We start from the raw sequence: 14112 nt of genomic DNA, 5'->3' as shown, positions 1-14112 counted from the left end.
AAATGGGCGGCGCCCCCGTCTCCCTGAGGCCTCAGATGGGAGAGGGGGCGCCTGGTCTTTCTGGGGAAAGTCGTGGGACAGGGGGTCAGGATCCGATCTTGCCGCCGTCGTTCTTGGTGATGACGACGGTGGCGGAGCGGGGCCGGCCGGCTGGGTCGAAGTCGGGCCAGTTGGAGACGGCGCGGGGGTTGGCCGGGGTGGGCGCGCCCCAGGCCGTCGACGCCTCACCGGGGTGCTGGACGTTGACGAAGAGGGAGCGGCCGTCGGCGGCGAAGGTGATGCCGGTGACCTCGGCCCCGCGCGGGACGGTGAGGAACCGCTTGATCTCCTTGGTCTCCGGGTCCGCGGCCAGCATCGCGCAGTTGCCGATGTTGTCGTAGCCCTTGGACGCGAGCGTCTGGGACGTGTTGGAGATGTCGGTCTGGATCCACAGGCGGCCGTCGGCGTCGAAGCCGATGCCGTCGGGGGAGCCGAAGATGTTGTCCGGGCCGAGCTGCACCGCGGGGTCGTAGGCCGGGTCGCCCGCGAGCACGAAGACGTCCCAGGTGAAGGACAGCGCGGTGTTGTCGCCGTTCTTCTCGTGCCAGCGCAGGATGTGGCCGTACGGGTTGGGCTTGCGCGGGTTGACCGTGCCGCCGTTGCCGACGCCGTTGGTCAGCGTCAGGTAGACGTCCTTGTTGTCAGGGTTGACCGCGACCCACTCGGGCCGGTCCAGCTTGGTCGCGCCGACGGCGTCGGCGGCCGAACGGGTCCGGATGAGGACGTCGGCCTGGTCCGCCCAGCCGTTGGCCGCGGTCAGCGCGCCCTTGCCGAACTCCAGCGGCAGCCACACGCCCGAGCCGTCGTCGTTGAACTTGGCGACGTACAGGGTGCCGTGGTCGAGCGGGCTCTGGCGCTTGGCCCGGCGCTTGCGCCACGAGCCGTCGCCCACGAACTTGTAGACGTACTCGCCGTCCTGGTCGTCACCGGTGTAGACGACGACCTGGCCCTTGGACTCGGTGACCGTCGCGCTCTCGTGCTTGACGCGGCCGAGCGCGGTGCGCTTCACCGGGGCGGCCTTGGGGTCGAACGGGTCGATCTCGACGACCCAGCCGAACCGGTTGGCCTCGTTCGGGTTCTTGGCGATGTCCCAGCGGGCGTCGGCCTTGTGCCAGTTGTAGCCGGACGTGGCGGTGATGCCGTAGCGCTTCTGCTCGGTCGTGGCGGTGAACGCCTCGTCCGTGCCGAAGTACCCGTTGAAGTTCTCCTCGCAGGTCACGTAGGTGCCCCACGGGGTGTAGCCGCTGGAGCAGTTGTTCAGCGTGCCCTTCGGCGCGTTGTTGCTGCGCAGCAGCGGGTGCGAGGCCCGGACGGGGCCGGAGAACTCCACCGGGGTGTCGGTGGTGACGCGGCGGTTGTACCGCGAGTCCTTCAGCTCCCACTTGCCGGATCGCTTGTCGCGCTCCAGCTTGACGACGCTGATGCCGTGCCCGGCGGTGGCCTTGTCGACCTTCTCCTGAGTGATCGTCGCGCTGCCGTCGGTGTAGTGCAGCGTCGTGTCGATGTACTCGTGGTTGAGCGCGAGGAGGCCGGACGAGCCCGTCAGCGGGAACAGGTGCATGCCGTCGTGGTGCGCGCCGATCTGCCGGCGCTGCTCGGCGGCGGTGTTGGACCCGTCCTTCTTGAACTGCGGGCCACGGCTGTGGATCGGGGTGCCCCAGGGGATGATCACCTGGGCGGAGTAGCCCTCCGGGACGCGCACGGCGTCGTCGGTGCTCGGCGCGATGGCCTCGAAGCCCAGCAGCTTCGGCTTCGGCTTGCCCGGCTTGGAGGGCTTGCCCTTGCCGCTCTTGGCGGCGGCCGAGGTCGTCATGAAGCCCGCGGCGGCGACGACGCCGCCGCCCACGATGACTGCCCTGCGGGACAGGACGTCGCGGATGTGGCGGTTGCCCGAAGGGTTGGACGGGACGTCGTCCGGGTCGACGTCGACAATGACGCGGGTCATGCGGGACTTCCTTTTTTTGCCTCTAGGTGCACGGCACATTCGTTGTGCACGCTGGTGCGGATGTTCGCTCCGCGAGCTTCGACGGCCCGGAAGACGCCAAGGGAAAACCCGGATGAACTCAGGGCAAAGTGCCGAGCAAGCCATCGAATCCTTGCTTTTCGGATATACCCACGCTGCAACGCGAGGCGGCGGCCGATCCGTCACAGGGACATGAGGACCTATCGGTTGATGGCGGGGCTCGTGGCGCTGGCGGGAATCGCGGGCCTGGCCGCGGGGTGCGGGAGCGCGAGCGCGGAGGAGCGGCGCGGCGCCGACCTGGAGGTCGCGGCGGGGGACCCGGCGGCCGCGGCCGCGGGCGACCTGGCCTTCGGCCTCGCCCTGCTGGACGCCTGGTGCGCCGCGGACCCCTCCGCGAACATCGTGCTCTCCCCGGCGAGCGTCGCCTCGGGGCTCGGCATGGCCGCGCTCGGCGCGAAGGGCGCGACCGCCGCGGAGATGTCCGAGGCGCTCGGCTGGCCCGCCGACCCGCTGCCCGATCTGCGGGCCCGCACCGCGGCGCTGCGCGCGACGCCCGGCCTCAAGGTCAGCGACCAGATCTGGGCGGACCCCGGCCCGGCCACCGAGCGGCCCTACCTGGACCGCCTTCAGACCGCCTACCGGGCGCCGCTCCGCCTGGTTCCGCTGCTCGCCGAGCCGGAGGACGCCCGCGCGACGATCAACGACGCGATCGCCGAGGACACCGACGGCCTGATCGAGGACCTCCTGCCCGAGGGCTCCCTCGGCGGCGTCCCCTGGGTGCTCACCGACGCGGTCCACTTCGAGGCCGACTGGGCGAGCCCCTTCGAGCCCGAGGACACCGCGCCGCGCCCCTTCACCACCGCGTCAGGGGGCCGGGTGGACGCCGAGTTCCTCAACCGGTCGAACCGCTACGGGTACGCGAACGAGAACGGATGGACCGCGGTCCGGCTTCCGTACTCCCGGGGGACCGTCTCCATGGTCGCCCTCCTGCCCGACGCCGACGCCGACGACACGGGCTGCGCGATCCCGTCGGCGGAGGCCCTGCGGGGTCTGGCCCTGAAGGACGAAGTGGTCTCCCTGGCCCTGCCGAAGACCGATCTGACGACCAAGCGCCAGCTCAAGGACCTCCTGGAGAAGACCGGGATGTCCCTCCCCTTCTCCGACACCGCGGACTTCACCGGCATCTCCCGGGACGCCGGGAAGCTCGCCTTCGTCCTGCACGCCGCGACCCTCCGCGTCGACGAGGAGGGCACCGAGGCCGCCGCGGCGACGGCCGTCGGGGTGGAGGCGACCGGCGCCGCCCCGCCGGACCAGCTGCTCGAAGTGGTCTTCGACCGCCCGTACCTCCTGCTCCTGCGGGACGAGGTCACGGGTCAGCCGCTCTTCCTCGCCCGGGTGGCGGACCCGACCCGGCACTGAGGACGATGGGGATGATCATTCCCCGACCCCGCGAGTGCCGATGCCCTTCACCGTGAGCCACGTCGCCGCGATCCTGCCGCTGCGCGGACGGCCCTTTGTGCCGTCCGCGCTGGCCGTAGGGGCGATGGTGCCTGATGTGCCGCTGTTCGTGCCGATCTCTTCCCGGGAGGAGACCCATGTGCTCAGCGCCGTCTTCACCTGGAACCTGGGCCTCGGCCTCCTCCTGTTGGCCGGGTTCCACCTGCTCCTCAAGCGGCCCCTGCTGCGGCTCGCCCCGCGCGCGGTCCGCGAGCGGCTCGCCGTCCCGGCCGCGGCGCTGACCTGGCGGCGCGCCTGGCTGACCGTGCCGTCGCTGCTGATCGGCCAGGCGACCCATCTGATCTGGGACGGGTTCACGCACTGGACCGGACCGTTCGTGGAGCTGTGGCCGGTGCTCAGGGAGTTCGCCGGGCCGCTCCCCTGGTACCGGTGGGGGCAGTACGGCTCGGGCGTGTTCGGCGGTCTCGCCGTCGCGGTCTTCGTCCTGCTCTGGCTGCGCCGGGCGCCGCGCGTGCCCGAACCCGGTCTGTCTCGCGCGACGGTCGCCGCGGTCCTCGTCGCGTCGGCGGCGGCGGGCGCGGTGGGGGCCGTGCTCGGGGTCGAGCGGCTGCCCGACACGCTCTACCACGACGTCAGCCACGCGATCACCGGCGCGATCGCGGCGGTCGGCGCGTGCCTGACCGCCTTCGCCGCGCTGTACTGGCTGGCGGTCGGTTTCCGCGCCACCACCGGGAGACCGGCACAATCGGCGTCATGACGAAAGATTCGCCCGGAGCCCGGCGGCTCGTGGACCTCAGCCACCCCGTCGTTTCCGGCATGGTGACGGTGCCGGGACTGCCCGGACCCGAGATCGCGCCGCACATGACGCACGCCCAGTCCAGGCCGAAGTACGCGCCGGGCACCGAGTTCCACTTCGCCCGCGTGTCCCTGCTCGGCAACACCGGCACCTACCTGGACGCCCCCCTGCACCGGTACGAAGACGGCGCCGACCTGGCGGGCATGCCCCTGACGGCCTTCGCCGACCTCGACGGCGTCGTCGTCAGGGCCGAGGACGTCACGGAGATCGGCGCGGACCGGTTCGCCGGCCTCGACGTCCGGGGGAAGGCCGTCCTGGTGCACACCGGGTTCGACCGGCACTGGGGCACCGACGTCTACCTGTCCGGCGGGCACCCCTGGCTGGCGGCCGAGGCGGCGGCCCTGCTCGTCGAGGGCGGCGCGGCGCTCCTCGGCATCGACTCGCAGAACGTCGACACCATGAAGGGCGGCGAACGCCCCGTGCACACCGCCCTGCTGGGCGCGGGCGTCCCGATCGTGGAGCACATGACGGGACTCTCGGGCCTGCCCGATTCGGGGTTCCGCTTCCACGCGGCGCCTCCCGCGCTCGTCGGGGTCGGCACCTTCACCGTCCGGGCCTACGCGGTCGTCGGGTAGCCCCGGAGCAGCGCCGATTACCGCGCAGTAGCCTTGGGCGCGTGAGCACCGACGGTAACAACCTCTTCCGGGTCGTGCCCGGACCGCCGAAGCTGGCGCTGCCCGGGCTGCTGCCGGTTTATGACCTCTATGTACGGGCGAGCGCCGAGCTCCTCACCCGCGGCGGCGCCTTGGAGGCCGAGCTGTGGCTCTCGGCCCAGCTCGGCGAACTGAGCCAGGCGGCCCCCGACGCCGAGGCGCTCGGCAAGGCGTGCAGCGATCTGATCAAGGTGCTGCGCCGCGCGGGCACCCCCGGCGCGTACGTCTTCCTCGCGGTCATGGCCGCGGTCGGCCCCGAGGAGCACAGGCCGGCCGCCGCCAAGGCCGTCGCGGACCTCACCGGCCCGCTCCTGCCCACCCCGCCCGCCTGGACGGCCGATCTCGGCCTGGCCAAGGCGGTCGACGCCTGCTCGATCGAGGACGGCACCCTCGACCGGACCCAGTACCTGGTCGAGTACCGCTACCCCGACGGGAGCGGCCACCACGCCCTGTCGATCTCCCTGTCGGCCGGTCTGCCCGTCCAGCTCGTCGCGGTCACCGACATGATGGGGATGCGCGCCGAGGTCCGCAGGGTGCTGGAGGAGGGCGAGGTCGTGGTGACCGCACTGCCCCTGCCGACCGCGTCGCTGATCCTGCGCCCGGCCTTCGCCGAACTGGAGTCCGTGCCGCGCGTGGAGCTGACCGGTCCGTTCCACGCGAACCTCCTGTTCGCCGCGCATCGGCTGGCCCTGCTGCCCTAGCGCCCGGGAAAACCGCGAGAACCGCGAGAACCGCGAGAGCCGCGAGAACCGCGAGAAGCACGGAAGCGGCGCCCGGACGAACGGGGGGCGGATCTTCCGTGCATTTTTCGCTTCCCGCGACGGCCTTCGGTAAAAGATCCGGCACTCCTGGCAGGTCGTCGGGACGTGCCTGGTCAACCGGGCAAAGATCGGGAGGCGTTCATCCTTTACCCTGGTCATGGAATGCTCATGTGATGGTCCGGGGTTGGACATAGTGCGGGCTTGATTAGGGCTCGCACGTCAGTGGTCCAGGAGGTGCTTTCGTTGGAAACCGCGATCCAGATGGTCTGTCTCGAGTGCGACACCCCGCTCGATTTCAGTGAGGACTGGGCAGACGGAGAGCTGGCCGGAATCCGGTTCGAGCACCCGGCACGCCCCGACGTCGCCTACGACCACGACCCCCTGCCCGCGCTGGCCGACCTCAGCACGCCGCTGTACAACGGCTGCGACTGCTGCGGCATCGAGTCGGCGAGCCCCGAGGGCTTCGTCAACGTGTGGACCATCGCCGCGGACCGGCCGGTCACCCTGCGCGTCGGCGACCGGACCTACCACTACTCGACCCCGTGGCGGGTCTGCGCGGCCTGCTCCGCCGCGATCGCCGACGACGACCTGAAGCTGCTGCTCCGGCGCAACATTCAGTACAACCCGGCGCTGGAGACCGTCACTCCCCAGCAGCGCGAGATGGGCCTCGCCCTCACCCGCGAGCTCCTGCTGTCCTTCCTCGCGGCCCAGCCGAAGCTGCAGAGCGCGGAACCCAGGGTCTGAGCCGCACGTTACGGGCTTGTGAAGTAGGTCACCCAGGCCGCCTTGTGGTTCCGTACGGTAAGAGGTTTACGCTTCCGCAGGGAATCCCGTCCGGACCGGCCATCCACGGTCACGCGGCAGACTGGGAGTCCCTGGCAGTACGGGTCCGACCAGACGGACACCGAACGGATAACGGGAGAGCGGGAGAACAATGTCCGACTTCGGGCTTGACCACAAAGACGGGCGGCTGCCTCTTGAGGTGACCGAGTCGACCGAGGGCCCGGGCGGGCTCAAGATCGGCAAGCTCCTGAGCGAGACCGGCTACGTGACCCTGGACACCGGCTTCGTCAACACGGCGTCCTGCACGTCCGAGATCACCTACATCGACGGCGACGCGGGCATCCTGCGCTACCGGGGCTACCCGATCGAGGAACTCGCGGAGAAGTCCTCCTTCCTGGAGGTCTCCTACCTGCTCATCAACGGCGAACTGCCGACCCCCGAGCAGCTCACCGAGTTCCAGGACAAGATCACCAACCACACGCTGCTGCACGAGCGCTTCCGCTCGTTCTTCAACGGCTTCCCCAGCTCCGCGCACCCGATGGCGGTCGTCTCCTCGGCGATCGGCGCGCTGTCGACGTACTACCCCGACAGCCTCGACCCGTTCGACCCCGAGCAGGTCGACCTCGCCTCGATCCGGCTGCTGGCCAAGCTTCCGACGATCGCGGCCTACGCCTACAAGACCTCCGTGGGCCAGCCGCTCCTTTACCCGGACAACACCCTCGGCTACGTCGAGAACTTCCTCCGGATGACCTTCGGCCTGCCGACCGAGAAGTTCGAGGTCGACCCCGAGGTCGCCAAGGTCCTCGACATGCTGTTCATCCTGCACGCCGACCACGAGCAGAACTGCTCCACCTCGACCGTGCGGCTCGTCGGCTCCTCCCACGCCAACCTCTACGCCTCGGTCTCGGCCGGCGTGAACGCCCTGTGGGGCCCGCTGCACGGCGGCGCCAACCAGGCCGTCCTGGAGATGCTGGAGAAGATCCACGCGGACGGCGGCGACGTCAAGGCCTTCGTGAACAAGGTCAAGAACAAGGAAGACGGTGTGAAGCTCATGGGCTTCGGGCACCGCGTCTACCGCAACTACGACCCGCGCGCCGCGGTCGTCAAGAAGGCCACCCGCAAGGTCCTGGACACCATGGGCGTCAACGACCCGATGCTGGACCTGGCCATGCAGCTCGAAGAGGTCGCCCTCACCGACGACTACTTCGTGCAGCGCAAGCTGTACCCGAACGTCGACTTCTACACCGGCATCATCTACAAGGCGATGGGCTTCCCGGTGAACGCGTTCACCGTGCTGTTCGCGCTGGGCCGCCTCCCCGGATGGATCGCCCAGTGGCGCGAGATGATCAACGACCCGGCGACCAAGATCGGCCGCCCCCGGCAGATCTACGTCGGCTCCCCCGAGCGTCACTACCCGGCCTAGCCGTCCCCGCCGCGCCGCCTGAGCGCGGCGCGGCACGCAAGGCCGCATGCGCCCCCGAGGCCCGTCTCCCCAGCAGGGGGCGGGCCTCGGCCAATGTCCGGCCGGGAAGATCCGGTCGGCCGGATTCGGACAGGCCGGGTCAGACCCGGGCGGAGCGGGTGCTTCCGCCGGGCAGGACGAGACCCGCGAGCCCCTTCAGCCCGGCGAGGGCGAAGGTCGTCCAGTCGAAGTAGTCGCGCCACAGCACGATCCGGCCCTCCCGGACACGGAAGGTGCCCGCCACCCAGAACTCGGCGCGGAACCCGCCGCGCACGAGGGCGTCCGTCCGGCTGGTCAGCACGGTGTCGCCGTTGGCCGCGATGTCGTGGGTGACCGCCTCGAAGCCGGTGAGGTAGCGGGTCATCAGCTTGAGCTGGCGCATGGTCGCCGCCCTGCCGCGCGCGGGCGGCAGCGGGACGTTCTGGTACAGGACGCCGGGGGCGAGCAGCCGCTCGGCCGCGGCCAGGTCGAAGGCCTCAAGGGCGGCGAGGAAGTTCTCGACGACCTTCGTGTTCTCGTCCGACATGGATCGCCCTCCAGGATTCTCCGGCACGGTGTGACTTGGATCCTAGATCTATATAAACCGGGTAGGAAATGTTGACTTACTGCGCGGTGGCTGCTTCAGTGGGCGCATGAGCGCAAGCCTGACCCGGCGCCCCAAGGCCGACCCCGGGACCCCCTCGGCCGTGACCGAGCCGAACGCGCGCCGAGGCATCGGCGCCGACCTCTACCGGGAGGCGCTGGGCGCCCACGCGGCCGGGGTCGTCGTGATCACGGGGCATCCCGAGAGCGGGCCGATCGGCCTGGCCGCGACGTCCTTCGCGGCGGTGAGCCAGGCGCCGCCATTGGTCTCCTACTACGCCGCGCACTCCTCCGGGACCTTCCCCGCGCTGAGCCGGCTGCCCTACTTCGGGGTCAACGTCCTCGCCGAGGGCCAGCGCGACATCGCCGCGCGGTTCGCCGCCCCGGGCGTCGACCGGTTCGCCGGGACGGCCTGGCGGGCCGGCCCGCACGGGGTTCCGCTCCTCGACGGGGCGGCCGTCCATCTCGTCTGCCGGACCTACGATCGGCTGGATCTGGGGGACCACACCTTGGAAGTCGGCTATGTTCTGTCCGCGGACGTGACGGGAAGCACACCGCTGCTGTATGTTCGTGGTTCCTTCGGCGGGTTCGTCCCCGACTACCGCTGAAACCCCCTGCGAGCAGGGCGATTCCAGGCCCGCGCGGAGGGCCTGGAATCGTCGCTGGTCTATACCAAAGCGTAACCGCCCTGCTCAGGCGTGCTGGAACGGTGCCGAGTTAACTTCGGGTTTACACAAGGGCAATCGACGCGAAATCGCGGCTCAGCAAACTCCCTCGTAGGCAAAACCCCGGAGTCACCAACCCTCGCACACCAGGCAAGGACATTCATGAGCGTCAAGGCTGAGTACATCTGGATCGACGGCACCGAGCCCACCGCCCAGCTGCGGTCGAAGACTCGCATCCTTGACAGTGCCGAGAAGGCGAAGCTGGAGAACCTGCCGATCTGGGGCTTCGACGGTTCCAGCACCAACCAGGCCGAGGGCACCTCCTCGGACTGCCAGCTCAAGCCCGTCTTCGTGTGCCCGGACCCGGTCCGCGGCGGCACCAGCGTTCTGGTCCTGTGCGAGGTCCTGAACGTCGACGGCACCCCGCACTCCACCAACACCCGCGCGCTGCTCTCGCCGATCGACGAGAAGTTCGCCGCGCAGGAGTCCTGGTTCGGCATCGAGCAGGAGTACACCCTGTTCAAGGACGGCCGCCCGCTCGGCTTCCCCGAGGGTGGCTTCCCCGGCCCGCAGGGCCCGTACTACTGCGGAATCGGCGCCGAGAAGGCCTTCGGCCGCCCGATCGTCGAAGAGCACCTCGACGCCTGCCTCGCCGCCGGCCTGCAGATCTCCGGCATCAACGCCGAGGTCATGCCCGGCCAGTGGGAGTTCCAGATCGGCCCGGCGGGCCCCCTCGAGGTCTCCGACCACATCTGGATCGCCCGCTACCTGATGGCCCTCATCGCCGAGAAGCACGGCGTGGTGTTCTCCATCGACTCCAAGCCCATGAAGGGCGACTGGAACGGCGCCGGCGCGCACACCAACTTCTCCACCAAGGCGATGCGTGAGGGCTACGACCCCATCATCACCGCGTGCGAGGCGCTGGGCGAGAAGTTCCTGGAGCACGTCAAGGCCTACGGCGCCGGCATCGAGGACCGCCTCACCGGCGCCCACGAGACCGCCCCGTGGAGCGAGTTCTCCTACGGCGTGTCCAACCGCGCCGCCTCCATCCGCCTGCCCTGGCAGGTCGAGATCGAGCGCAAGGGCTACCTGGAGGACCGCCGCCCGAACGCCAACATGGACCCGTACCTGGTGACCCGCATGATCACCGACACCTGCTGCACCGCCCTCGAGAAGGCCGGCCAGGTCTGATCACGCCCCGGGCGTCAACGCCCGCGTGACTCCGCGGCAAGCCCCCGTCCCCACTAGGGACGGGGGCTTTCCCGTTCCCCGGTGACGCCCGGGAGGACTCATCGTCGCTCTGCCTTCCCCGCTGCGCGCGACGGCCCCCGTCCCGGAGGGGGAAGGGGGCCGTCACGGTTCGGGTCTTGGGCCCGTCGAGGCGGGGCGGGTCAGCCGCAGTTGGCCCAGGCGGTGCCGGTCTTGCCGCCGGGCGCGCCGCCGGCGATCTTGACGCAGGTGCCGGGGGCGGAGAGGAAGACGGGGCCCGCGTAGTAGCCGTAGGAGCCCTTGTCGGTGACGGCCTTGCCGTCGGACTGGCGGGTGAGGGTCACCCAGACCGCGGACTTGGCGCCCACGGAGGCGGTCTTGAGGGTGACGGCGCAGTTCTTCTCGGTGGCCTGGCTGTAGAGCTGGTAGACGGTGCCGCCGTTGAAGGCCGCCGAGCGCTGGACGGCGTAGCCGGAGCCCTGCCCTGCCGAGTCGCACACCTGGGCGGCGGTGTAGGGGTTGGCGGCGGGCGCGGCGGGTGCGGAGGAGGTCGCGGCGGGGGTCGGAGTGGAGGACTCCTGGGCGCCGGATCCCGTGCCCGAGTCGTCCGAGCCCTTGGTCGGCTTGGCGCCGCCCTTGTCCTTGCCCTCTTTGTTGGGCTTGGTGGTCTTGTCGTCCTTGGCGGGCTTCTCGGTCTCCGCAGGGTCGCCCTGGCCCATCAGCGCGCCGCCCCCGCCACCCGACGGGGCCACGGTCACCTCGGTCCGGTCTCCCGAGGACAGCGTCCCCTTCCCGGAGTCGGTGTCCCGAGTGAGGGCCCAGCCGCCCACCCCGACGGTGAGGATCAGCGCGACCGCGCCCGCGACGACCAGGGCCGACCTGCGGCCGGACAGCGCGTCGCTCTTGCCGTCGGACGGTCCCACCTCGAACGGGTAGGGCTGCCGCGGCGGCTGCGCGGCCGACGGATAGGTCGGCACCGGGCCCGGCGGAGGGACCTGCGGGGCCGGGTAGGCCGGAGGCCGCGGCGTCAGGGGGCCGTTCGGCTGCCCGGCCTGCGCCTGCGGCGGGACGGGCAGGGGGCCCGAGCCGAGCAGCACGGCCTGCGCCTGGGCGGCGGACGGCCGGGCCGCGGCGTCCTTCGCCAGGCATCCCGCGACGACGCCGCGCAGCGGCTCGGGCAGCGCCGAGAGGTCGGGCTGGGTGGCGATGATCTGGTGGAGGATCGCGCCGATCTCCGGGGCCGCGAACGGGGAGACGCCCGTCGCGGCGAACACCATGCTCACGCCCCACGAGAACAGGTCGGTCGCGCCGGTGAGCGGGAGCCCGTTGAGCTGCTCGGGGGACATGTAGGCGGGGGTGCCGATGGCCTGGCTCTGGGTGGTCGCGTCGAGCGCGCGGGCGATGCCGAAGTCGATGACGCGCGGGCCGTCCGGTCCCATGAGGACGTTCTGCGGCTTGAAGTCACGGTGGACCAGCCCGGCCTGGTGGATCGCCGCCAGCGCCGTGAGCGTGCTCATGGCGAGGCGTTCCAGCGCGCCGCCCGTGCGGGGACCCTCGGCCGTCACCAGCTCCTGGAGGGACACGCCGGGGACGTACTCGCTGACGATGTAGGGCTGGTCGCCGTCGAGGTCGGCGTCGAGGACCTGGGCGGTGCAGAACCGCGCGACCCGCTTGGCCGCGTCGAGCTCCCGGACGAACCTGCGCCGGGCGTCGCCGTCCTCGGCGAACCTGGTGTGCAGCAGCTTCAGCGCCACCCGCTCGCCATCGCGCTCGGCGAGGTACACCGACCCCTGGCCGCCCTCACCGAGCAGGCCCGTCAGCACGTAGGGGCCGACGACCGCCGGATCCCCCGTCCGCAGCGCCCGCGCCTCAGCCATCCCCTTGCTCCCGTCCTCACCCCGGCCAACCGTCCGACCCTACTCCGAAAGCACCCCACCTACGATCTTGTTCGGGACATTCGGCCGCAATCGCCCCAAGAGAGGGGGAACTCTCCGTACGGTGTGATCCCGGTCGCGCCGGGTCAGGGGCAGGGGCCCCAGCCCGCGGAGGTGGTGCTGGTGGGGGTGCCGCCTGCGATGCGGACGCAGTCGCGGGGGGCGCGGAGGTAGACGGGGCCCGCGTAGTACGGGTCGGGGCCCTGGTCGGTGGTGGCCGAGCGGTCGGACTTTCGGGTGAGGCGGGCCCAGACGTCGGTGGGCCTGCCCAGATCGGCGGACTTCAGGGTGACGACGCAGTGGGTGCGGGTCGCGGCGTTGAAGAGGTGCACCACGCGGCCGCCGGTGAAGGGACGGGAGCGGACCACCTGGAAGCCGAGGCCGCGGCCGCCCGCGTCGCAGATCTGGGCCGCGCCGTACGGGTTGACGGTCTCGGTGGGGGTCGGCGTGGGCTTCGGGGTGGGCGTCGCGGCCTGGGTGGGGGTCGCGGTGACCGTCACGGTGGTGGTCGCGGCGGGGGAGACGGTGACGGTCTGGGTGGGTCCCGGCTTGTCCGTGGTGGCGGTCGGGGTGGCTTTGGGCTGGTCCGAGCCCCCCGCGCCGCTCCCCTGATCGGGCGGGGGCACCTGCGGGCCGCCCGGAAGGCGGGTGTTCGGCACGGTCTCCGGCGAGATCGTGACGGAGGGGTCCGTCCCCTTCGTGTCGTCGCGGGTGAGCGCCCACCCGGTGACGCCGATGGCGAGCATCAGCGCGATCGCGACCGCGATGACGATCGTCGGGCCGCGCCCGGCCAGCGCGTCGCTCTCGCCGGCCGCGGGGCCGATCTCGAACGGGTACGGCGCGCGGTCGTCGGCGTCGACGGAGGTCGGCGCGGCGGCGTGGGCCGCGTGACGGGCCCCGCGCGGGGGCGGGGGCAGGTCGATGGGCTCCTCGGGCACGTCGGGAACGGTCCCGCCGACCAGCGCCGCCTGCGCCTCGGCCGCGCTCGGCCGCAGCTCGGGGTCCTTCGCCAGGCAGGCCGCGACGACCCCGCGCAGCGGCTGGGGCAGCGCGCCGACCTCCGGTTCGTCGTTCATGATCCGGTACATGACGGCGCCGATCTCGTCGACGCCGAAGGGCGGCTCGCCGGTGGCCGCGAACACGATCGACGACGCCCAGGAGAACAGGTCGGACGCCGCGGTCAGCTGGTGGCCCGAGAGCTGCTCGGGCGACATGTAGGCGGGTGAACCGATGTTGTGGCTGTGCGAGGTGACGTTCAGGGCGCGCGCGATCCCGAAGTCGATCACCCGCGGCCCGTCGTCGCCGAGCAGGACGTTGTGCGGCTTGAAGTCGCGGTGGATGATCCCGGCCCCGTGGATCGCGGTGAGGGCCGTCAGGGTGTTGACGGCCAGGCGTTCCAGCCCCGCGCCGCCGCGCGGCCCCTCCCGCTCCACGATCTCCTGGAGGGAGACGCCCTGGACGTACTCGCTGACGATGTAGGGCCGGTCGCCGTCGACGTCGGCGTCGAGCACCTGCGCGGTGCAGAACCGGGCGACCTTCTTGGCCACCTCGAGTTCGCGGACGAACCTGGCGCGGGCCTCGGCGTCGGCCGCGAACCTGGCGTGCATCAGCTTGACGGCCACGTCGACGCCGTCACGGCTGCCGAGGTAGACCGTGCCCTGGCCGCCCTCGCCGAGGACCCCGACCAGGGTGTAGGGCCCGATGGCCGCGGGGTCTCCCGCTCGCAGGGCGTCCACCATGGTTCACT

12 protein-coding genes are annotated in these 14112 nt (G+C 71.2%); 8 read left to right on the top strand and 4 right to left on the bottom strand.

Annotated features, from left to right (window positions below; all coding sequences use genetic code 11):
* Nucleotides 1–85: 85 nt before the first annotated feature.
* Nucleotides 86–1984 (bottom strand): PhoX family protein, encoded by a 1899-nt coding sequence (locus tag EDD29_RS36480; RefSeq protein ID WP_123668765.1) that lies wholly within the window; start codon nt 1982–1984, stop codon nt 86–88.
* 228 nt (nt 1985–2212) lie between these two features.
* On the opposite strand from EDD29_RS36480, the gene EDD29_RS36475 reads away from it, so the two are divergent.
* The 6 genes from EDD29_RS36475 to EDD29_RS36450 all read left to right on the top strand — a co-directional run bounded on the left by EDD29_RS36475 (nt 2213) and on the right by EDD29_RS36450 (nt 7936).
* Nucleotides 2213–3421 (top strand): serpin family protein, encoded by a 1209-nt coding sequence (locus EDD29_RS36475; RefSeq protein WP_170201719.1) that lies wholly within the window; start codon nt 2213–2215, stop codon nt 3419–3421.
* Between the two features lie 40 nt (nt 3422–3461).
* A complete protein-coding gene (locus EDD29_RS36470; protein WP_123668763.1) occupies nt 3462–4217 on the top strand; it encodes a DUF4184 family protein in 756 nt (251 codons plus the stop codon).
* A complete protein-coding gene (locus EDD29_RS36465; RefSeq protein WP_123668762.1) occupies nt 4214–4891 on the top strand; it encodes a cyclase family protein in 678 nt (225 codons plus the stop codon). Before EDD29_RS36470 ends, EDD29_RS36465 begins: the two co-directional genes overlap by 4 nt.
* A gap of 41 nt (nt 4892–4932) precedes the next feature.
* Nucleotides 4933–5670, top strand: coding sequence for a hypothetical protein (locus EDD29_RS36460; protein WP_123668761.1), 738 nt, complete (start codon nt 4933–4935; stop codon nt 5668–5670).
* Nucleotides 5671–5973: 303 nt separating this feature from the next.
* A complete protein-coding gene (locus EDD29_RS36455) occupies nt 5974–6474 on the top strand; it encodes a hypothetical protein (protein WP_123668760.1) in 501 nt (166 codons plus the stop codon).
* A 190-nt stretch (nt 6475–6664) separates the two neighbouring features.
* The gene (locus tag EDD29_RS36450; RefSeq protein ID WP_123668759.1) at nt 6665–7936 is read left to right on the top strand and encodes a citrate synthase; all 1272 of its coding nucleotides are present in this window, start codon (nt 6665–6667) and stop codon (nt 7934–7936) included.
* Between the two features lie 139 nt (nt 7937–8075).
* Here the strand turns inward: EDD29_RS36450 and EDD29_RS36445 are convergent, their stop codons facing one another.
* Nucleotides 8076–8501, bottom strand: a complete 426-nt coding sequence (locus tag EDD29_RS36445; protein WP_123668758.1) for a limonene-1,2-epoxide hydrolase family protein — start codon at nt 8499–8501, stop codon at nt 8076–8078.
* 106 nt (nt 8502–8607) lie between these two features.
* On the opposite strand from EDD29_RS36445, the gene EDD29_RS36440 reads away from it, so the two are divergent.
* Nucleotides 8608–9165, top strand: coding sequence for a flavin reductase family protein (locus EDD29_RS36440; RefSeq protein ID WP_123668757.1), 558 nt, complete (start codon nt 8608–8610; stop codon nt 9163–9165).
* Between the two features lie 219 nt (nt 9166–9384).
* Complete coding sequence (gene glnII / locus EDD29_RS36435) at nt 9385–10413, top strand: glutamine synthetase GlnII (protein ID WP_123668756.1); 1029 nt, start codon at nt 9385–9387, stop codon at nt 10411–10413.
* A gap of 200 nt (nt 10414–10613) precedes the next feature.
* Here the strand turns inward: glnII and EDD29_RS46580 are convergent, their stop codons facing one another.
* Together EDD29_RS46580 and EDD29_RS45945 are read right to left on the bottom strand one after the other, a co-directional pair.
* A complete protein-coding gene (locus tag EDD29_RS46580) occupies nt 10614–12308 on the bottom strand; it encodes a serine/threonine-protein kinase (protein WP_211360121.1) in 1695 nt (564 codons plus the stop codon).
* A 143-nt stretch (nt 12309–12451) separates the two neighbouring features.
* Nucleotides 12452–14104 (bottom strand): serine/threonine-protein kinase, encoded by a 1653-nt coding sequence (locus EDD29_RS45945; protein ID WP_170201718.1) that lies wholly within the window; start codon nt 14102–14104, stop codon nt 12452–12454.
* Nucleotides 14105–14112 lie beyond the last annotated feature (8 nt).

It is taken from the genome of Actinocorallia herbida, assembly GCF_003751225.1.
Lineage (GTDB): Bacteria > Actinomycetota > Actinomycetes > Streptosporangiales > Streptosporangiaceae > Actinocorallia > Actinocorallia herbida.
The sequence above is the reverse complement of the archived record's forward strand: the minus strand, read 5'-3'. Positions and strand labels throughout refer to the sequence as shown.

Bases quoted from the DNA above. Each gene is read 5' to 3' on its own strand.
- EDD29_RS36480 (WP_123668765.1), bottom strand. From the start codon at position 1,984: ATGACCCGCGTCATTGTCGACGTCGACCCGGACGACGTCCCGTCCAAC.
- EDD29_RS36475 (WP_170201719.1), top strand. From the start codon at position 2,213: ATGGCGGGGCTCGTGGCGCTGGCGGGAATCGCGGGCCTGGCCGCGGGG.
- EDD29_RS36470 (WP_123668763.1), top strand. From the start codon at position 3,462: ATGCCCTTCACCGTGAGCCACGTCGCCGCGATCCTGCCGCTGCGCGGA.
- EDD29_RS36465 (WP_123668762.1), top strand. From the start codon at position 4,214: ATGACGAAAGATTCGCCCGGAGCCCGGCGGCTCGTGGACCTCAGCCAC.
- EDD29_RS36450 (WP_123668759.1), top strand. From the start codon at position 6,665: ATGTCCGACTTCGGGCTTGACCACAAAGACGGGCGGCTGCCTCTTGAG.
- EDD29_RS36445 (WP_123668758.1), bottom strand. From the start codon at position 8,501: ATGTCGGACGAGAACACGAAGGTCGTCGAGAACTTCCTCGCCGCCCTT.
- EDD29_RS36440 (WP_123668757.1), top strand. From the start codon at position 8,608: ATGAGCGCAAGCCTGACCCGGCGCCCCAAGGCCGACCCCGGGACCCCC.
- glnII (WP_123668756.1), top strand. From the start codon at position 9,385: ATGAGCGTCAAGGCTGAGTACATCTGGATCGACGGCACCGAGCCCACC.
- EDD29_RS46580 (WP_211360121.1), bottom strand. From the start codon at position 12,308: ATGGCTGAGGCGCGGGCGCTGCGGACGGGGGATCCGGCGGTCGTCGGC.
- EDD29_RS45945 (WP_170201718.1), bottom strand. From the start codon at position 14,104: ATGGTGGACGCCCTGCGAGCGGGAGACCCCGCGGCCATCGGGCCCTAC.